We start from the raw sequence: 20,408 nt of genomic DNA on the forward strand, positions 1-20,408 counted from the left end.
GGCCTGCGTCTCTGGGCTAAACCGCCCAGACGTTTTTTACTATAAAAAAGCTCTCTATAGAGAGCAGGGGACATAAAAATGCGTAATTACAGCGATATCGCGCCGGAAGCACCGGCCGCAGCCAAAAATCTCATCATTCCGATTGCCGCAAGCGACGCGTTGTACAAAAAAATCGCCTGGCGGATCATGCCATTTATTATTATCTGCTACCTGACCGCCTATCTTGATAGGGTCAACGTTGGTTTTGCCAAACTGCAAATGATGACCGATTTGCATTTTAGCGACGCCGTTTATGGCCTCGGGGCGGGTATATTTTTTATTGGTTATTTTATTTTTGAAGTTCCCAGCAATCTGGCCCTGCACAGGGTCGGCGCCCGCATTTGGATTGCGCGGATCATGATTACCTGGGCGCTAATATCGGCGGCCACTTTATTCGTATCCACGCCTACCCAGTTTTACTCTGTTCGGTTTTTACTCGGCATTGCAGAAGCTGGCTTCTCCCCCGGGATTATGCTGTATCTGACTTATTGGTTCCCGGCAAAGAAACGCGGGTTTGCCTTAGGCTTGTATTACATCGCGATTCCGCTGGCCGGCATTATCGGTGGCCCGTTTTCGGGTTGGATTTTGACCGCATTTCAAAAATCAACGGTAATGGCTGCATGGCAATGGCTTTTTCTTTTAGAAGCAATTCCGGCATTAGTTGCTGGAATAGCGGTATTGTTTCTGATGGATGATTCGCCTATGAAAGCGAAATGGCTCAGCGCTGGTGAAAAATCAGCGGTAGTCCAGGCGATTGACCACGAGGATCAGGGTAAAACGGTCCATGGGTCGGCGCGTGCGTTTTTAAAAGATAAAAATATCTGGCTGCTCTGTCTTGTGTACTTCTGCCAAATCATGGGGCTGTATGCGATAAGTTTCTGGTTACCGTCGTTGATTAAGGCATCCGGAATACAAAGCGTGACAATGATAGGCTGGCTGTCGGCGATTCCTTACGTGGTGGCCATACCGGTTATTGTCCTCACGGGGATCAGTGCTGATCGGTCCCGCACCCGGCGCGCGCATTTTTCCTGCGCGTTACTGATCGGCGCGTTGGGCCTATGCGCAAGCGCTTACTTCAGTGGTGACCCATTGCTGGCGGTGTGCGCACTGTCTGTGGCAACCGCTGGTATTTTGTCCGCGCTTTCGTTATTTTGGGGCATTCCGTCGGCGTTTCTCGCCGGTGCTTCTGCGGCGGCCGGGATAGCGGGGATTAACTCGGTCGGCAATCTGGCCGGGTTTGTCTCGCCCTACATGGTGGGCTGGTTGAACGTCTTGACCCAACGTGCCGATCTGGGAATGTACGCCGTGGCGGCATTTCTGATTGCCGGCGCCTTGCTGGTAAGGACAGTGCCGGGGCATCTGGCGGATCAATAAAGGTCATCCGATAGCGTTCAGTGGTTTCAGTGATTTCAGCATCCGACATTATTTCCTTGTCGATTCCATACTCATGGGCGAACATGGAGGTGAAACGCAGTCAGACCGATTTAAAGTTTCTAAATTGGTCGCTGCCCGCTGAACGGTATGTCTGGATGTGAAGGTAGTGCCCATATGTTGGATCAAAATGCTGCACGAGCGGATTTCCCCGTTGATTGGAACCCGTTCGTTGCACGTGTGATCGGTGCGCTGCCGTTGGCAGGTCGCCGATGAAGGGCGCATTGCGCAGTTTGTTACCTTCGACCATGCATGTCCTGCAACGCGGCTGGTTATCCTCCAATAACATCCTGTTTCTCGGTCAGCAACAGACCGCGCTGGTTGATAGCGGCTATGCGACGCATGCAGCGCAAACGCTGGCGCTGGTCGCTCAGGTATTAGCGGGGCGTCAGCTCGACTGGTTGATCAATACCCATATTCACTCGGATCATTGCGGCGGCAACGCGGTGCTGCAAGATGCCTATGGCTGTCGGACTTTCGTTCCGGCCGCCGAAGCGTCAAAGGTGCAGGCGTGGGATCAAGATCGATTAAGTTACGTCGCCACCGGCCAGCAATGTGCCCGGTTCAATGTCGACGCGACCTTGCAAGACGGCGACGCAATAATACTCGGTGACATGCACTGGCAAGTACTCGCCGCGCCTGGGCATGATCCGCATTCTTTGATTTTATATTGCCCGCAGCATCGGATTCTGATTTCTGCAGATGCGCTATGGGAAAACGGGTTCGGTGTGATTTTTCCCGAACTGGATGGCGAGTCGGGTTTTGTGGAAGCGCGGGCAACCTTGGAAATGATTGCCGATCTCGACGTCGCGTTGGTGATTCCCGGCCATGGTCGGCCATTTACCGATGTCACCGGCGCGCTTGCCACCGCTTTCTCGCGGCTCGATTATCTTGCTGCTGATCCAGTGCGCAACGCTCAGAATGCGCTGAAGGTTTTACTAAAATTTTCGCTGTTGGAGCACCAGCAACTGAGCCTGAAAGAGGTCGCACGGATCGTCGCAACGACGCCATTGATGGTGTCCACGAATGCCCGCCATTTACATCGTTCCAACGCGGAACTGACAACTTGGCTGATCGCCCAATTGGTGCGGGTGGGTGCGGCTCGGGTAGATGGCGAGCTGCTGTTAAATTCGGATTAAATTCACACTTCTTCTAAGAAAACTACGAGATAAAAAGTAGATTTATCTCGAATCACATCGGACTTTTCTGATAATCGATTTTTTATCATGTCGATCAAGTAACAACGCCTGTTCAAACGGAATTTAGCGGCTAAGATCGTATGGCCGATTCTGGTGAAGTGGCGCATCGCAAAATCAAGATGTGCAGAAACCGATTTCTGCCGTCCCACCAAAAACCTACACCGCAGTTCATTTTGTCGTGGCTTCATGCTTGCCGGCATTATGTCGTCGTGGTCTGAAATCAAATTTTTTTATCGGAGACAACCCGCTAATGTTTGAAAACTTCTTGCACCCCATCGTCAATTGGATCAATGGCATTTTGTGGGGTTATGTCCTCATTTACTTATTGCTTAGTGTTGGCGCATTTTTTACGATCCGTTTTGGCTTTATCCAATCGCGTATTTTTCGTTCGAATGTGTTCAAGCGCGAGCCGGGGCTTTCGGTGCAGGGAATTACTGGCTTTCAAGCTTTCGCGACCGGCATTGCCAGTCGCGTGGGAACCGGCAATATTGTCGGCGTTGCGGTAGCACTCACGGTCGGTGGCCCCGGTGCGATTTTCTGGATGTGGGTAGTCGCGTTGTTAGGAATGTCGTCCGCTTTTGTTGAGGCCACGCTGGCGCAGATTTTCAAAATTCGAAACGAAGATGGCAGTTTTCGTGGAGGCCCGAGCTATTACATTCAGATCGGATTGCGCTCGCGCGGCTTCGGTATGGTGTTTGCGTTATCGTTAATTCTGGCGTTTGGCTTTGTATTCAACGCAGTCCAGGCGCAGTCAATTGCTGAGACGATGGATATCTCTTTCGATATTCCACGACATTGGGTTGGTATTGCGTTGGTGCTACTGACCGCGCCAGTTATTTTCGGTGGTATCAGACGGGTGGCAAAATTTGCCTCGGTAATTGTGCCGATCATGGCCCTGGGTTACCTCGGCGTGGCAGCATTTGTTTTATTGACGCATGTGACCGCGTTGCCAGGCGTATTGAGCTTGATTGTTAAAAGCGCTTTTGGACTTGAGCAAGCTGTAGGTGGAACTGTCGGTTACGCCGTCACCGTCGCAATGATGACCGGTATCAAACGCGGACTGTTTTCTAACGAAGCGGGCATGGGATCGGCACCCAACGCCGCCGCGGCCGCTGTGACCTCGCATCCCGTTTCGCAGGGATTGTTACAGATGTTGGGCGTGGTAGTGGACACAATGATTATTTGTACGGCGACTGCATTGATCATCTTGTTATCCGGCCAGTACGTGCCTGGCGGTGAAACTCAGGGTGCCAGTTTGACCCATGCGGCAATCACGGCCCATCTGGGAACCGGGGGTGGCATGTTTTTAACCATTGCGATTTTCTTTTTTGCATATTCATCGGTATTGGGGAATTATGCCTACGCTGAGGGCAACGTGCAGTTCATTAGCAAGCATCCGCTGCTGCTGTTTATATTCCGTGTTTGCGTATTGGGTATGGTGATGTTTGGTGCGACCGGCAGTTTGCCGTTGGTATGGGATATGGCGGATACCAGCATGGGCTTGATGGCGTTGATCAATCTGGTTGCTATTGTTTTGTTGAGCAAGCACGCCTATGCGGCGTGGCGCGACTATCTTGAACAAAAAAAGCGTGGCATTGATGTGCCCAAATTTACCCGGGATAGTATTCCGGCATTGCGGAATATTCTGCCGAAAGATGTCTGGTAGCGTCGTGCAAAAATAAACAAAGAAAATAGCCCGTGAAATACGGGCTATTTTTCAAATCGAATCGATTCCGCACAAAATAAGGTTGGGTACAATATTGATCGTTGTTGGAATGTTATTGCTATCTCAATTATCATGACCGATAACTTCTTTTTGATGGCGCGACGGTTCGCCTGATGGTTGCGCGAAAAGGCGCAGCGGAAGTACGCAATGGTTAGAGCATAAAATCTAGCACGATCGTACTTTTTTGGAAGGCATTTACCTTATAATCATTTTTTGATCCCATTTAAAGAGGTCGTTATGGCACTGCCCGCCGTGTTGCAAAACCTGAGCCTTCCCGTTATCGGTTCGCCGATGTTCATTGCCAGTGGGCCTGCGTTGGTCGCGGCGCAATGCAAGGCGGGTATCGTTGGCTCGTTTCCGGCGCTTAACGCGCGCCCTGCAGCGGAGCTTGATGTGTGGTTGACACAACTAAAAATTGAGCTGGCGACGTATCAGGAGCAACACCCGGAAGCAAAAGTTGGCCCGATTGCCGTCAATCAGATTGTCCATCAATCAAATGATCGTCTGGCCCACGACGTAGAAATGTGCGTCAAACATCGTATTCCCATCATCATTTCCAGCCTGCGCGCCCCGCCCAAAGAGATGATGGATGCCATTCACGGTTACGGCGGCATTGTCTTGCACGATGTGATTTCGATTCGTCATGCGGAGAAAGCATTGGAAGCTGGGGTTGACGGGCTGATTTTAGTGGCTTCCGGGGCGGGCGGTCACGCCGGTCCATTGTCGCCGTTTGCGCTGGTGGGTGAAGTTCGTAAGTTTTTCTCCGGGACGATTGCATTGTCCGGCGCGATCGCCACCGGCGACGCTATCCTGGCCGCTCAGGCAATGGGGGCAGACCTTGCCTATATCGGTTCGCGCTGGCTTGCGACCAAAGAAGCAAATGTCGATGATGCCTACCGTCAGGCGATTGTCGAATCGAGCGCTAACGATATCGTTTATACCAATCTGTTTACCGGGATTCACGGCAACTATTTAAAAAAATCCATTATCAATGCCGGTCTTGATCCAGACAATCTTCCCGAGGCAGACAAGAGCAAAATGAATTTTGGTTCAGGCGGGTCTGGCGCCAAAGCATGGCGCGACATCTGGGGCGCAGGTCAAGGCGTCGGATTAATGAGCGACGTACCGACCGTCGCCGCAATGGTTGAGCGCTTGCAAAGCGAATATCAGGCAGCCCGTCGACGTTTAGCGCTTTAATTCTGCCGGGCTATTTTTCGGAGCGAGGTCGGGCGCTTAATGCGCTTTAGGAGCATTCAATCGGCATCGCTGATGGGTGCCGATACTTAGCACCGACCGCTACGGACCGACCAGCACCGATACTATTTCTGATACTCAACCAGCTCCTGTTCAACGATGATATCAAGTGTCCATTTGACCGCACTCGCGTCGGCAGGTGGATGCGGGACCTCTTCTTCCAGGATGCGCAAGCGATATTGCACCCCCGGTTCGGGTTTGAATCCCCGGATATCGCCATACCAGAGTTGCCACGGCGCTTTTTTATCTTCGCGGACCTGATAGCAGGTTGTCTGCATCACGCCGGTGGAGCAGGGGGCCTTTTCGGCGGCCACGTAGACGAATTTGATTTTCGCCGTTGCACCGACTTTTTCACGGGCCCGGAACTTCATTACCTTACCGTCCAGCGTATCCAGTTCCAGCGTTTTCCCAGTGATCGTGTAATTATTTACGGCCTGCAGTTTCTCCAGGAAATCTGCTTCGAAGTGCATCGCCGGTTCCGGGCACGCCATGCGCGTCGTGACGGCTTCGACGATCGTCATCCGGCCCGGGCCGCGTAACGAAAATGGCGCAGTGAACTGGTTGCACCAGGCGCGGCCGCTAACCCGTCCCTCACCTTTTTCATTACTAAAATTCAGAATCACCGGATCGCCGTTATCCCCGTTCGGGATAACATGGTTCGGCCAGTTGGTGAGCTCCCAACGCGATGACATAAGTTGGGGATCATCTGCGATCTTGCGCTCTTGTGCTGGACCAGCACAGGCTGCCAGCGCGGCACTCGCAGCGAGCGTGAGGGTCAAATTGCGAGCAAAAGTGTGAGCAGACAAATTAGGCATAATGGCAGGCTCCAAAGCGATATTAACAAACGCAAAATATTTCACGATGACACCATTTTATCGCAGTCGGGGCATTTTTTATGTGAGCAGAGATTCTGAGCCCCCGACTGATCGTTATCAGGTGGGCCTATGGCGCTTTTATTCCAGCCACTGGGCGCGACTTGCAGACAGTGCAACCGCCAGACACAGTACGCCGACCAAGCTCAGCGCCGCATGAAGGCCGAAGCCATGTGCCAGAAATCCGATCACGGGTGGCCCAATTAAACCGCCGCCGTAACTGAGAGTAGCGACACCCGCCAGCGCTGTAGAACCATGCCGGCCCGCGGCGCTAAATACAAACGGGAAGACGGTCGCTACGCCAACGCCGGTCAACGCAAAGCCGATGATGGAAAGCGAAACGGTCGGTGCGATGAGAGCGACGAACATGCCGCCAGCCGCGATAAGCGCGCCGGCAGTGACGACTTTACGGGCATTGAAGTGCTCCTTCAGGCGATCGCCGATTAGTCGCGTGACCAGCATCATTGCGGCGAAGGCGGCGAATGCCAGCGGCGCGATACCATCGGTGGCCTGCAACCAGTCCTTCATGTAAACACCGCTCCAGTCGGCGATTGAACCTTCCACAATGGCACCGCAAAATCCGATGACGCCGAGCACAATCAAATGCCCATGCGGCAGCGAAAAGTATTTTTTTCCGGCGCTTGGCTCGGGACGGTCATTGGGCAAAGCGCGATAGCAAAGTCGGAGTGGAATGGCGAAGAGCAACGCCAACAGGCCGAAATGCGATAGCGGTGACAGGCCGATACCGGCGAAGGCGCTTCCGATGAGTGCGCCAGATAACGTGCCGACACAAAACCAGGCGTGTAGCAGCGACATAATTGAGCGCGCAGCCTGTTTTTCGGCTGCCGCACCGAGTGCATTGATCGCCACATCGAAGCAGCCTGAGCATAATCCAAGACTGGTCATGGCCACCATCAGCCACGCCATATCAGGTGCCAGCGCCAGGCACGGCATGGTGACCAATAACCCTATGCCGGCGTACCAGGCGCTATGGCGCGCGCCATAATGGCCCGTCATCCAGGCGGCCAGGGGAAACGAAGCAACGGCACCGATTCCGGCACAGAGCAAAACCAGACTCAATTCAGCAGGATCGAGTTGCAAGGCATCGCGTACGGCTGGTATGCGCGAGGCCCAGCTTGCATACACCAAGCCAAGCAGGATGAACAGGAGCGGCAGCGCCGCCTGGCGCATGCGATTAATGGTGCTAACGGGAACGGCGAGTTGAAGAGACATTGATGAATAATAGGCAAAAATTGAAGACTTCGGATGGCGCAGCGACCTTAGCAACCGCGTAGCAACTGAGCAGCGCCGGTACCTATTGCGCTGATGAAGAGGGGGCGCAAATCGACCGAACTCACCGAACTGACCGAATGATGTCGAATGGTGTGCGAATGGCATTGGTAATCGAAACGAACGGACGAAGCCAACGACGAAAATAAATATCATCCCTCGAATCGACGAATGATATTTTAAATCTATTTTTAAGCTAACTTACCAATAGTTGTTTTATCGTTCAAATGTTTGGGCAGTGCGTCCAATAGCGCCGCGCAATCGGCGTCCGAGCCCACGGTGATGCGTAAAAATTGTGCAATGCGGGCGCTGGTAAAGTGTCTTACGATGACGCCATCGGCCCGCAGACCCGCAGAAAGTGTTACTGCATCGTGGTGCGGATGACGTGTGAAAACGAAATTCGCGGCAGACGGTAATACTTCAAATCCTAATGCATTCAGACCATCAACCATGACTTTACGGGTCGCCATAACAGCCAGTCGCGTGCGGTCGAAATGGGCTTGATCCTGGATCGCAGCGGTGGCGCCAGCAATTGCCATCCGGTCCAGCGGGTAGGAATTGAAACTATTCTTGACCCGTTCCAGCGCTGCGATAAGGTCCGGATGGCCGATGGCAAAGCCCACCCGCAGTCCCGCCAGCGAACGAGATTTGGACAGCGTTTGCACCACCAGCAGGTTGGGATAACGCGCAACCAGAGGGATCGCGCTGTCGCCGCCAAAGTCGATATACGCTTCGTCAACGATCACGACGCTGTCAGGTTGTGCAGCGACCAGGCGCTCGACCTCCGACAAGGGCAGCAGACAACCGGTAGGCGCATTGGGGTTAGGGAAAATAATCCCGCCGTTTTTGCCAGCATGAAGATAATCATCGACCTGAATCGTAAAGTCTTCTGCTAATGGAATTGTCTTATAAGCGACTTGATACAGGCTCGAATAAGTCGGATAAAAGCTGTAAGTAATGTCGGGATATAAAATCGGATCATCGTGTTGCAGCAGCGCCTGGAATGCATGCGCGAGCACTTCGTCTGAACCGTTGCCGACGAAAATATGGGCCGGGGTGATATCGTATTGCGCATTTTGCGCTGCGATGGCAAGCTTGAGAGGTTCCGAATCCGGATTCGGATACAGGCGCAAGGTATCGGCGGCTTCGCGTTGGATCGCGGCAATGGCCAGCGGCGATGGGCCGTAAGGATTTTCGTTTGTGTTCAGTTTGATCAGATTATTGATCTTTGGTTGCTCGCCGGGCGTGTAAGGTGTCAGACGGCTGACGATGGGACTCCAATATTTACTCATGGGATCAATCAAGTGGGGTGGCTGGTGCGTAAGTCGATAGTGTAGCAAAAGTTAGCGCCTTGCTTCTGCCCCAGATAGATGGTCACGGATATTGGCGGTTTTTTCATGACCGGGATTGCGCAACTAAATGCCATTATTTCAGCCTAACGACGCGGCTAAGCGTTATGGGAACGCGTAGCCATGTCATAGTTGGCGAACAATTAACGACTGCAAGCGCTTAAACGCCTATCTGTCAAAAAAAGGAGTTTATTTTTGAATACTTTTGCCCTGGACCAACTAAGTGAGCTTTGGACCTTTCTGGCGACGTCTTCATTGCATTACGCGGTGAATGCGGTGCTGGCGATCGTCATATTGATGCTGGGTTGGTGGTTTTCTTCCAAAATATCGAAAACGTTTGAGCGCCTGTTGATTCGTTCTAACGTCGATGCCACTTTGCGACCGGTGTTACGCAGTGTGCTGCTATGGTTAATTCGTCTGATCACGATGATCGCGGTATTGGGTCAGTTTGGGGTGCAGACGGCCAGTATTATTGCGGTTTTGGGTGCGGCCAGTCTGGCGATTGGACTTGCTTTACAAGGTACCCTGCAAAATATCGCGGCCGGGATGATGTTGTTATTTTTGCGGCCGTTTCAGGTCGGCGAATATATCGCCAATAGTAGCGTGGAAGGCTCGGTCGATGAAATCGGACTTTTTGCGACCAAACTGACCAAGGCCGATGGCGTTTGCCTGTACGTGCCGAACAACCAGTTGTGGAACAGCGCGATCACGAATTACAGTCGTCACGATAAGCGTCGTATGGATTTGCCAATTGGGATTGATTATAAAAACGATCCAGCGATAGCGATCCGTGCGTTAACCGCTTTGTTGAATGCTGACCCTCGGATTCTGCAGACGCCAGCGCCGTTAGTGGTTGTGAGCGATCACGCCGATAGCGCGGTGATGCTTAAAATTCGTTTTTGGACGATGACGACCGATTTTTGGGCAGTGCGTTGGGATATCAGCCAGAAGATAAAGCCGACACTGGATGCGATTGGATTTTCCATTCCGTTTCCAGTGCAAGAATTACGTCGTGAAAATAAAACGCCGCAACCTACCCTGCAATCGTCGGCACCTTTAGCTTCAAGCACTGTGCCGGAGACGACCGCTTAATCAGTGATTTTTTGCGTAAACGCAACGCTGGGATAGTCATTGCAAAAAGAACAGCACGTGATTTGTGGCAAAAAAAAATGGAGGACCGGATAATTCCTGGTCCTCCATTTTTAACGTCAACCGACGAGCTTATCGTTGTAGCCTGCAAGTCGCATTAATAGGTATAGAACATCCGCTGAATCTCTTTCGTATTGTTTGTTTTGGTCAGCGCCAACATCAACAGAATGCGGGCTTTTTGTGCGTTGAGGGTGTCAGAGACAACGAAATCCAGCGCATCGTCGCTCGCTTCGCCATTGCGCGCCACAATCCCTTGCCCGACGCGACTGGCACGCACAATGATGACGCCTTTTTTACGTGCTGCGATCAATGGCTCCTTCATTTGTGCTGCGATACTGCCGTCACCGACACCGGCGTGGATAATACCTTTGGCACCCGCAGCGACCTGGGCATCGAGCGCGACACTGTTCATGTCCGCGTAGCCATACACGATGTCAACTTTCGGCAAGACATCGAGATTGGTAATATCAAATTCAGTGTCAAGCGTGTTCTTGCGGGTCGACTGGCGATAGAAATAAGGCTTGCTACCTTGAATATATCCGAGCATTCCGAGTTCCGGCGACTTGAAGGTATCGGTGGTCGATGTATTGGTTTTAGTAACTTCCCGCGCCGCATTGATCTGATCGTTAAGTGTTACCAACACGCCCTTGCCGATGGCTTCCTTGCTGCCTGCCAGCAACACTGCGTTGTATAAATTGATCGGTCCGTCCGCGGACAATGCGGTCGAAGGGCGCATTGCGCCGACGATTACAACCGGCTTACGACTCTTGACGGTCAAGTCGAGAAAGTAGGCAGTTTCTTCGATGGTATCGGTACCATGGGTAATCACGATGCCGTCTACATCCGGGCGTGCCAACAAAATATTGACGCGCTTGGCGAGTTTCAGCCAATGGTCATTGGTCATGCTTTCGCTGGCAATCTGAAATACTTGTTCGCCCTTAACATTAGCGACTTTTTTCAGCTCCGGTACGGCAGCGATCAATTTATCGACGCCCACGGTGGCCGACGTATATCCGACCGTGGTCGTGCTGGAAGCACCGGTTCCGGCAATCGTTCCGCCAGTGGCGAGAATGACCACGTTCGGTAATGTCTGCGCGACTTCTTGCGCGTCTGGCGTTTGGGCTATAGCATTCGTTAATCCCGTCGACAGCAATAGGGCGCTGAACACGAGGCGGATATAGGGCTGAAAACGTGCGTGAATAACATGAGGCGAGGGCGAAACCATAGATCTCCTGATTTTAGTCATTTTTTTAGGGGTTTAACTGCAGTAGCGCCATTTTAGTTTGTCTAAGATAATTAACGCGCTACTGCACCCGCACTTTAGGGAGACTGCTGGAATAAATCTAATGCAAGTTATGCATAGTTCCATGCATAACTTGTATTAACAAATTTTAGAAAATGTGCTTAAACCATCGAAACCATTCAAACCTTTAGCGCGGCAGCCGAAGTGGCAGTTATTATAATAATAATGAAGCGGCAATCGACCACATCACTAAGGCGATCACGCCGTCCAGAATGCGCCATGCATTAGGCTTAGCAAACATCGGCGCAGCGAAACGCGCACCCAATCCGAGGCTCAGAAACCACAATAACGATGCCAGCATCGCACCGGCAGCAAACAACACCCGTCCAATTCCAATTTCTTGACCGCCGACCGACCCGAGCAATACCACGGTATCAAGATAAGCGTGCGGATTGAGCAGGCTAAACGCGAGTGCGCTGGCAATCACGGCGGCGTAGCGCGGTGGCGCTAGCGGTGCCGTGGTCGTTAATAACCCTGCGGGTTTCATTGCTGCGATGGCAGAGCGAATGCCACACCAGCATAGAAAGGCGGCCCCACCCCATTTCGAAAATGCAAATAACGCGGGATTATTGGCAATAAGCGTGCCGACCCCAGCGACGCCCAGCGCGATCAATAACGAATCACACAGGCCGCAAATCAGTACCGATGTGAGCACGTACTGACGTTGTAATCCTTGTCGTAAAATGAACGCGTTTTGAGCACCAATTGCGATAATCAGTCCGCCCCCGAGGCCCAACCCTTTAAGAAATGCTGCGGTTTCCATAAATGCTCCTTGCTTTAATAGAAGGAGCTTAACGTCATCGTAATTATAAGTACAATGAATGAATCTACTGATAGATAAGAGAATCTTATATTAAGGACCGCTATGAAAAACTTCGATTACCGCGGATTGGCAGCACTCGATGCAGTGATCGCCTTGGGCAGTTTTGAGAGGGCAGCGCTGTCGTTGCATATCAGCCAGTCCGCCGTATCGCAGCGTATACGCACCATGGAAGAGCTGGCTGGATCGTTATTGATCGTGCGGGCTCAGCCCCCGTTTGCGACGGCGTTAGGTCAGCGACTGATCGCCCATTACCGACAAGTCAAGTTGATGGAAGCAGCGCTGGCAATCGATGCGGGCGAACCCGGCGCTTTGCCGGAAATTGCGATTGCCGTGAATGCGGATACGCTTGCGACGTGGTTGCTCGACGCATTGGCACCGGTCCTCAATCCTCCCCAATGCCAGCTGAGCGTGTTGATTGACGATCAGGACCATACTCTGGACTTGCTGCGCGAAGGCAGCGTTTTCGCGTGCGTTACCAGTTCAATAGCGCCGGTGGCCGGAACCACCGCGACGCCGCTCGGTGTGGAGCGTTATATTTGCACGGCATCGCCAGAATTCGCAGCGCGATGGTTCAGCGATGGTTTCACCTCGGCAGCGGTGGCGCAGGCACCGGCAGTGGTGTTCAATCGGAAGGACGCATTGCACGCGCGGTTTCTGGACTGGCGTTTGGGATGGCAAGCGGGCTTTCCCCATCATTCGATTGCCTCGGTCGACGCGTTCGAAAAGTTCGTGCATAGAGGCTTCGGCTACGGCATGCTGCCGACGTTACAAATTGAGAAGGCGCTGGCGAGGGGAGATTTGGTGGACCTGACGCCCGGAGATGGGATCGATGTGCCGTTGGTATGGCACGCCTGGAACATTCAGACGCCGCTCACGGAGGCATTATCACAACATATTATTCAGACCGCCAGAAGTAGTCTTGGCTACGAGCCGATAACGATGGATGCTGCGAATGTGCGACTGAATAATCGATGAATTTAATCAAACCGTTGATCGATTACTTTAATTAATTTTTGCCTGAATTCGAGTGAATACTAACGGCATAATTAGGTCGCCAAATGCACAACGGGCGAATAACGCTGTGCGTATTCGCCCGTTACAACCACGCAAAAAGATTAACGCGTTACTGGCTTATAGCGAATCCGCTTCGGTTTAGCGCCTTCCTCACCCAAACGCTTGCGCTTGTCGGCCTCATATTCCTGATAGTTGCCGTCGAAGAAGGTAACTTGAGAGTTACTTTCGAATGCCAGGATATGGGTCGCAATCCGATCCAGAAACCAGCGATCATGCGAGATTACCATGACGCTACCGGCAAACTCCAGCAACGCATCTTCCAGCGCACGCAGGGTTTCCACGTCCAGATCGTTGGATGGTTCATCGAGCAGCAATACATTGCCGCCTTGCAGCAAGGTTTTTGCCAGATGCAAACGACCGCGTTCACCACCGGACAGGTTACCGACGATTTTTTGCTGGTCGCCGCCTTTGAAGTTGAAGCGACCCAGATAAGCGCGAGATGCCATTTCAAAGCGGCCAACGGTGAGAATGTCGGCACCACCAGAGACGTCTTCGAACACGGTTTTGCTGTCGGAGAGGGCGTCGCGATGTTGATCCACGATCGAGACCCGCGCTGTTTGCCCAATCACGACTTCGCCGCTATCCGGCTGTTCCTTGCCCGTGATCATTTTAAATAGCGTTGATTTACCGGCACCGTTGGGGCCGATGATGCCGACGATGGCACCCGCCGGAACGGTAAAGCTCAGATCATCGATCAGTAAACGGTCACCAAACGATTTCGATACGTTCTTGAATTCGATCACTTCGTTACCCAGGCGCTCTGCCACCGGAATGAAAATTTCGGAAGTTTCATTGCGCTTCTGGTATTCGTGCTCACTCAATTCATTGAAGCGCGCCAGACGTGCCTTGCTTTTTGCCTGACGCCCTTTTGGATTTTGTCGGACCCATTCAAGTTCTTTGGCAATGGTCTTCTGGCGTGACGATTCGGTGGCTTCTTCCTGTTTCAGGCGGTCGCCCTTTTGTTCCAGCCACGAACTGTAATTGCCCTTCCACGGAATACCGTGGCCACGATCCAGTTCCAGAATCCACTCCGCTGCATTGTCGAGGAAGTAACGATCATGGGTAATCCCGACGACGGTACCGGGGAAGCGTTGTAGAAATTGTTCCAGCCAATCGACCGATTCCGCATCCAGATGGTTGGTTGGCTCATCGAGCAGCAACATGTCCGGCTTCGATAGCAGCAAGCGGCATAGGGCAACGCGGCGTTTTTCACCACCGGACAGTACGCCGATGATGGCATCCCATGGCGGCAACCGCAGGGCGTCGGCAGCCATTTCAAGTTGCAGCTCCAGATTGCCACCATCGGAGGTGGAGATGATCGCCTCGAGGCGACCCTGCTCTGTCGCAAGCGCATCGAAATCGGCGTCCGGTTCGGCATACGCGGCATACACTGCGTCCAGCTTGGCGCGCGCTTCGAAGGCTTCGCCGAGGCCGCCTTCAACTGCCTGACGCACTGTTTGTTCCGGATCGAGTTGCGGTTCTTGTGGGAGATAGCCGATATTCAGGCCAGGCATCGGCGTGGCTTCGCCCTGAATATCGGTATCGATACCGGCCATGATTTTGAGCAAGGTAGACTTACCCGACCCGTTCAGACCCAGCACGCCGATCTTGGCACCGGGAAAAAATGATAGGGAAATGTCTTTCAGAATCTGTCGCTTGGGCGGCACGATTTTGCCGACCTTGTTCATTGTGTATACGTATTGGGCCATGATGGTCTTCTCGTTGAAGTGTCAGAAAAAGAGGGAAATGAATACGAACCCGGGCGTCAGCCTCTAGATATCAGGTTAATATTAAAAAAATGATGCAGATAAATATGCGTGGGACGATAAGGATAACCGAACTGTCTGCACAAAACTATGCCGCGTGCTGTTAGCACTAACCGGTTTGGCTAGATAACAGGGTCCGGTTGCCGCCGAATACTCGGCCAATTACGCCATAAACCTTCTGCAGAATATAAAGCGAGCGCACTCCAGATAACGGTAAATCCAATCAGCTTCGCGCCATCAAGCTGCTCGTTATAAAGCCATACGCCTAATAGCAGCTGGATGGTCGGCGTAATGTATTGCAAGAGACCAAGCAGCGATAACGGTATGCGCCGCGCGCCTGCGGCAAACAGTAATAGCGGAATCGAGGTGATGGGACCGGCCGCTGCCAATAGCCAACGTGACGTAGTTGATGCGGCCATGAAACTGTTTTCACCATGGAACGTGCTGAGAGCAAGATACGCCAGCGTGAGTGGCAATACTAACGCGGTTTCGAGCGCCAGGCCAGGCAGAGCGCCCAGACTGGCCGTCTTGCGCAACAAGCCATAACCACCGAAAGACACGGCGAGCGCCAGTGAAATCCAGGGCGGGTGGCCCGTTTGCCAGGTAAGCCAGATCACTGTACTCGCAGCGATCAGGATGGATAGCCATTGTATAAAGCGCGGGCGTTCACCTAAAAATACAAAGCCCAGCCCAACGCTCACCAGAGGACTGACGAAATATCCCAGGCTGGCATCGACGATGTGGTCGTTATTGCAAGCCCACACGTAGGTTACCCAGTTGATGGCTAGTAAAAGCGCACTGGCTGCAAAGCCGGCCAGGACGTAGGGTCGGCGCAGAACCGTTCCTATCCACGCCCATTGTTTGCGATAAGCCAGCACAACAACCAGGAACAGAAACGACCACAGCATGCGATGCATGACGATATCGACCGGCGGGATGTCTTGCAATGCTTTGAAGTAAAGCGGAAACATGCCCCATAAAACGTAGGAGGCGAACGCGTAAAACATTCCTGCTTGCATGGCGGTCAGCTGACTGGTCGTTGAAGATGAATAGGGATGCAGCGCGTGGTTGCCATATTCTACGCAAAAAACCGATGCGGTTCCTGTGCACGAAAAATAGAGCAATCAATAAAGTAGAGCAAATAAAAAAATAGAGAAATTAATACAGGGAGTAATTAAAACAGAGCGCAATTCAGACAGCCAATCAAGTCTGGGTTTCCAATAACAGCATGCGATCGTGTTCCGGTCGCGCAATATAACGATGCAACAGTAAAGCGCACAGGCCGCATAGCGTCATCACGGTCATCAATGGCAATGCCGTCCCATCGTGCCACAAGCTCATGCTGACACCGGCCACGATGCCAAGCGAGAACTGCACGGTGCCCATTAGCGCGGAAGCAGTCCCGGCCTGGTGGCCTTGTTGAGAAAGGGCGATTGCGGACGCATTCGGACTGATAAAACCGTAACAGGCCAGAAATCCAAAGAAGCCGATCAGCAACAACGGCAGACTATCCACGCCAGCCGCGACCAGTACGGTGATGATTAATGTCAATCCGGCAGGCAACCACAGCGCCCGCCCCAGAATGGTGTCGGGACTCAGTTTTCCCACTAATCTGGCATTTAACTGGGAAGCAGCAATCAGACCGATTGCATTGGTGCCGAATACCCAGCCAAAATTTTCCGGTTTAATACCGTGCAATTCGATGAGGACAAAAGGCGCGCCAGTAATATAGGTAAACATACCCGCTTGTAATAACCCACCGCATAAGGCGTAGGATAAAAACTGCCGGTCAATCATTAACGATCCGTATTGTTTCAGGACGCGCCCGAGATGCAATGGTGCGGTGTTTTCGCGATTCAAGGTCTCGCGCATGGTGGTATGAATCGCGATCAGACAGATTAAACCAAAACATGCCAGACCACCAAAAATGACACGCCAGCCCCAGAGTTTAAGCACTTCCCCGCCGATTAGTGGTGCCAGAATCGGCGCAATCCCCATCACCAACATGAGTAAAGAGAATGCCTTGGCCGATCCGGCAGCCCCCATGCGGTCCCGAATCACTGCACGACCTATGACCATTCCTGCGCAGCCGCCGAGTCCCTGCATAAAGCGCGACAAAATTAACAACGTCACATTGGGCGCGAACAGGCAGGCAATCGATGCCAAGGTATATAACCCTAGTCCGAAATAGAGCGGTGGCTTGCGGCCGAAGTGATCGCTCAACGGCCCGTAGAACATTTGCCCGACCGCCAGCCCGACCAAAAAACTTGCCAGCGTGAGTTGTACCAGATTGCTCCCGACGCCAAAATCTTTTGCAATTGTAGGGAAACTTGGCAGGTACATATCAATCGAAAGAGAACCTATCGCCGTTAGCGCGCCTAGCAAGATGAGCCAGCCGGGCAGCAATTTTTCTGGCGCTGCAGTGTTGCTATTGTTTGTCATTAATAACTTTGAAGTATCCAAAAAAAATGGCGGTCTAAAAATTGACGCTTGCCGATTCAGGCACGTTGGTCGTGGTCGTCAATGCGGCGTCAGCGAAAGTAAACCGGCGACCAAGCTGGTATGTTTTAAAGATTCCGAGATGATGTTTCCCGAAGTTTGCGGGCCGAATGTGACTTGCCTTTTTGTACCGAACAGACGCGTGCAATGTTCAAGCAAACGTCGGCTTCACCATACGAGTTTTGGCGGCATGATCGAGTAACAGCGCGACGCGACGTCGACATAGTGGAACGCAAAGGAATAATTGAGAAAAAGAGCCACCGAGCGAGCCGTTACTACGTCAAATGGTAAAACGACGTTCGATCAGCAGGGTGCTTGGGGGAAACTTGGTGCGGTAACATTTTATCGTATTCGGAGAATATTTGCCGTGCGTGGAAATAGTGCACGGAGCGTTAACCAAATGAGAAGTGCAATTGGAAGAAGTTGTGATAAATTGATAACAAAAATAGGTCGATATTTGTCCTATCCATGCTTAGCTCCCACATCGTACAACGTCGTACACATCGTGCAATCGTGCATCAAGGGGCTTAACCTATATCTAGTAAATCCATTTAATGAATGACAATTCCATTCTCGCGCTCTATTTACTGTCTTTCGTTGTTGCCGTACTGGCTTCTTATCTGGCATTAATGCTTGCCGCGCGGGTCAGTCGTGCTCGCAGTGGACAAGCGTTGGCGTGGTTAATCGGTGGCGGTATTACGATGGGCACCGGGATTTGGTCGATGCATTTTATCGGCATGCTGGCGTTTTATTTACCGATCAAGGTCTCGTATAGTTTCAAAGAGACCTTACTTTCGTGGCTGGTTGCGATAGTGGTGTCGTGCTTTGCATTGTTCCTGGTAAAGGGCACGCGCAGAAATCGGCATAATCTGGTGTTAGGCGGCATCATTATCGGCGCGGGCCTTTCAGCGATGAATTGCGTAGGAATGGCGGCGATCAAAGTCGGCCCTGGTTTGCGTTACGATCCCGCGCTGTTTGTGGCTTCAGTGGCGGTCACGATAGTCGGCGCAATTGTGGCCTTATGGTTGGCGTTTCGTCTGCGTGGCGGGGACGCGTGGCATACCAGGTTGACGCGGTTTTCGGCCGCCATCATCATGGGTCTGGCAATCATGGGGATGCAGTTCACCAACATGGCCGCGTCACGTTTTTCTACACCATCATTGTCAGCGTTTAACGATGGCATGGACCACAACTGGCTGGCTTTTTCGGTGGCCGGATTATCGTTGACGATATTGGCTTTCATATTGTTATTGTCGTTTATCGATATTCGCAGCCGACGCTACGCCGACGCGCTGCGTTTATCACTTAAAACCGTGCATTCCAAACTTGCCTACCTCGGCACACACGACGCGCTAACCAGTTTGCCGAATCGCTCATTGGTGAATAAAAAAATCACGGAGATAATCGACGCCGCAGAGGGTAAAGCGATTTTATTTGCCGTCTTGCATATTAATATCGATCGTCTGAAAACCGTCAATGAATCGCTCGGACGGGCGGCCGGAGACCAACTTCTTAATGCGTTCGTGCTGCGCATACGCCAGACCCTTCGTCCCGGCGATATGCTGGCGCGGTTAAGTGGGGACGATTTTGTCGTGCTGGCTGTGGTGGGTCAGGTCGAGGATGCCGCGGGAATTGCGGAAAATTTGATTGAAATATTGGGACGTCCATTGCACGTTCCTTCGCATGAAATCCACGTTACGGCGTCTATCGGCATCAGTCTTTTTCCCAATAATGGCACCACTGCCGAGTCGCTGTTGGCCACGTCCGATATCGCGATGTCGCACGTCAAGCAACATGGGCGCAATAACTATCATTTTTTTACATCAGAAATGCATGCGCGCAACCGTGATCGGATTAATCTGGAAAGCGGGCTTCGCCCGGCGTTGCGGGAAAACGAATTTCGGATGTTTTATCAGCCCAAGGTTGACATCAGGTCCGGAAGAATTGTTGGCCTGGAGGGACTTTTACGCTGGAAGCACCCCGAATATGGATTGGTGTCGCCTACCAGATTTATTCCATTGGCTGAGGAAAGCGGATTAATCGTGGCGATTGGCGATTGGGTCATGGAAGCGGCCTGTCAGCAAAGTCGCCAGTGGCAGGATAAAGGTTTAATGCCGGATATAATTCCTATAGCAATCAATCTTTCGGCGCATCAATTTTTGCAGCGCGATCTGGTGGATAGTACGATTGCGGTCTTGAAGCGACACGCAATACCGCCGGCGAGTTTGATTCTGGAGCTGACAGAAGGATCATTGATGGGCAATCCGGAGAACGCCATCGATGTATTGCGGGAGTTGACCCGTTTGGGTATTCATGTGTCGATTGACGATTTTGGCACAGGGTATTCCAGCTTGAGTTATCTACGTCGTTTTCCGTTAAGTGAGATTAAAATTGACCGCTCCTTTGTGCAGTCTCTGGAAAACAACCTTGAAGATCGCGCGATTGTGCGCGCGATTGTGACCTTGGCGCACAGTCTGCAATTGACGGTGGTGGCGGAAGGCGTTACCAAGGTGGAACAATTGAGGTTCTTGCGACAAATCGGATGCGATCAATATCAGGGGTTTTTGTTTAGCGAGCCAGTGCCAGCAGACATTATTTCAGGGATGTTAGCGAGCCAGTAGTAATCGCCAACCT

At 52.1% G+C, this 20,408-nt stretch carries 14 protein-coding genes and 1 pseudogene; 7 read left to right on the plus strand and 8 right to left on the minus strand.

Going from position 1 to position 20,408, the window contains the following annotated elements; genetic code table 11:
* Positions 1–78: 78 nt before the first annotated feature.
* From JQN73_RS09140 to JQN73_RS09155, 4 genes and pseudogenes are all read left to right on the plus strand, one after another.
* A complete protein-coding gene (locus JQN73_RS09140) occupies positions 79–1,413 on the plus strand; it encodes an MFS transporter (RefSeq protein ID WP_205322741.1) in 1,335 nt (444 codons plus the stop codon).
* A gap of 269 nt (positions 1,414–1,682) precedes the next feature.
* Positions 1,683–2,609, plus strand: coding sequence for an MBL fold metallo-hydrolase (locus tag JQN73_RS09145; RefSeq protein WP_240162487.1), 927 nt, complete (start codon positions 1,683–1,685; stop codon positions 2,607–2,609).
* A 310-nt stretch (positions 2,610–2,919) separates the two neighbouring features.
* Positions 2,920–4,332 (plus strand): annotated as a pseudogene (locus JQN73_RS09150) (alanine/glycine:cation symporter family protein); the annotation flags it as partial.
* A 300-nt stretch (positions 4,333–4,632) separates the two neighbouring features.
* On the plus strand, positions 4,633–5,592 hold the full coding sequence (locus JQN73_RS09155) for a nitronate monooxygenase family protein (protein ID WP_205322743.1): 960 nt from the start codon (positions 4,633–4,635) through the stop codon (positions 5,590–5,592).
* A gap of 122 nt (positions 5,593–5,714) precedes the next feature.
* Here the strand turns inward: JQN73_RS09155 and JQN73_RS09160 are convergent, their stop codons facing one another.
* The 3 genes from JQN73_RS09160 to hisC form a co-directional block, all read right to left on the minus strand.
* Positions 5,715–6,464, minus strand: a complete 750-nt coding sequence (locus tag JQN73_RS09160) for an META and DUF4377 domain-containing protein (RefSeq protein WP_205322744.1) — start codon at positions 6,462–6,464, stop codon at positions 5,715–5,717.
* A 138-nt stretch (positions 6,465–6,602) separates the two neighbouring features.
* Entirely contained in the window at positions 6,603–7,754 is a 1,152-nt protein-coding gene (locus tag JQN73_RS09165; RefSeq protein WP_205322745.1) for an MFS transporter, read from the minus strand.
* Positions 7,755–8,002: 248 nt separating this feature from the next.
* Positions 8,003–9,103, minus strand: coding sequence for a histidinol-phosphate transaminase (gene hisC / locus JQN73_RS09170; RefSeq protein WP_205322746.1), 1,101 nt, complete (start codon positions 9,101–9,103; stop codon positions 8,003–8,005).
* Positions 9,104–9,355: 252 nt separating this feature from the next.
* On the opposite strand from hisC, the gene JQN73_RS09175 reads away from it, so the two are divergent.
* The gene (locus tag JQN73_RS09175; RefSeq protein WP_205322747.1) at positions 9,356–10,252 is read left to right on the plus strand and encodes a mechanosensitive ion channel family protein; all 897 of its coding nucleotides are present in this window, start codon (positions 9,356–9,358) and stop codon (positions 10,250–10,252) included.
* Between the two features lie 154 nt (positions 10,253–10,406).
* Here JQN73_RS09175 and JQN73_RS09180 read toward each other — a convergent pair whose 3' ends face one another.
* Together JQN73_RS09180 and JQN73_RS09185 are read right to left on the minus strand one after the other, a co-directional pair.
* On the minus strand, positions 10,407–11,534 hold the full coding sequence (locus JQN73_RS09180; RefSeq protein ID WP_205322748.1) for a type II asparaginase: 1,128 nt from the start codon (positions 11,532–11,534) through the stop codon (positions 10,407–10,409).
* A 232-nt stretch (positions 11,535–11,766) separates the two neighbouring features.
* On the minus strand, positions 11,767–12,375 hold the full coding sequence (locus tag JQN73_RS09185) for a LysE/ArgO family amino acid transporter (protein WP_205322749.1): 609 nt from the start codon (positions 12,373–12,375) through the stop codon (positions 11,767–11,769).
* 102 nt (positions 12,376–12,477) lie between these two features.
* Between JQN73_RS09185 and JQN73_RS09190 the strand changes: the two genes are divergently transcribed.
* Positions 12,478–13,410, plus strand: coding sequence for a LysR family transcriptional regulator ArgP (locus JQN73_RS09190; RefSeq protein WP_205322750.1), 933 nt, complete (start codon positions 12,478–12,480; stop codon positions 13,408–13,410).
* Between the two features lie 140 nt (positions 13,411–13,550).
* Here JQN73_RS09190 and ettA read toward each other — a convergent pair whose 3' ends face one another.
* From ettA to JQN73_RS09205, 3 genes are all read right to left on the minus strand, one after another.
* A complete protein-coding gene (gene ettA / locus JQN73_RS09195) occupies positions 13,551–15,218 on the minus strand; it encodes an energy-dependent translational throttle protein EttA (protein ID WP_205322751.1) in 1,668 nt (555 codons plus the stop codon).
* A gap of 179 nt (positions 15,219–15,397) precedes the next feature.
* Entirely contained in the window at positions 15,398–16,294 is an 897-nt protein-coding gene (gene rarD / locus JQN73_RS09200) for an EamA family transporter RarD (RefSeq protein WP_205322752.1), read from the minus strand.
* A 184-nt stretch (positions 16,295–16,478) separates the two neighbouring features.
* Positions 16,479–17,717, minus strand: a complete 1,239-nt coding sequence (locus tag JQN73_RS09205) for a Bcr/CflA family multidrug efflux MFS transporter (protein WP_205322753.1) — start codon at positions 17,715–17,717, stop codon at positions 16,479–16,481.
* Between the two features lie 611 nt (positions 17,718–18,328).
* On the opposite strand from JQN73_RS09205, the gene JQN73_RS09210 reads away from it, so the two are divergent.
* The gene (locus JQN73_RS09210) at positions 18,329–20,395 is read left to right on the plus strand and encodes a bifunctional diguanylate cyclase/phosphodiesterase (RefSeq protein WP_205322754.1); all 2,067 of its coding nucleotides are present in this window, start codon (positions 18,329–18,331) and stop codon (positions 20,393–20,395) included.
* Positions 20,396–20,408: the final 13 nt, after the last annotated feature.

Origin of the sequence: Glaciimonas sp. PAMC28666, from assembly GCF_016917355.1 — a bacterium.
In the GTDB taxonomy this organism is placed as follows: domain Bacteria; phylum Pseudomonadota; class Gammaproteobacteria; order Burkholderiales; family Burkholderiaceae_D; genus Glaciimonas.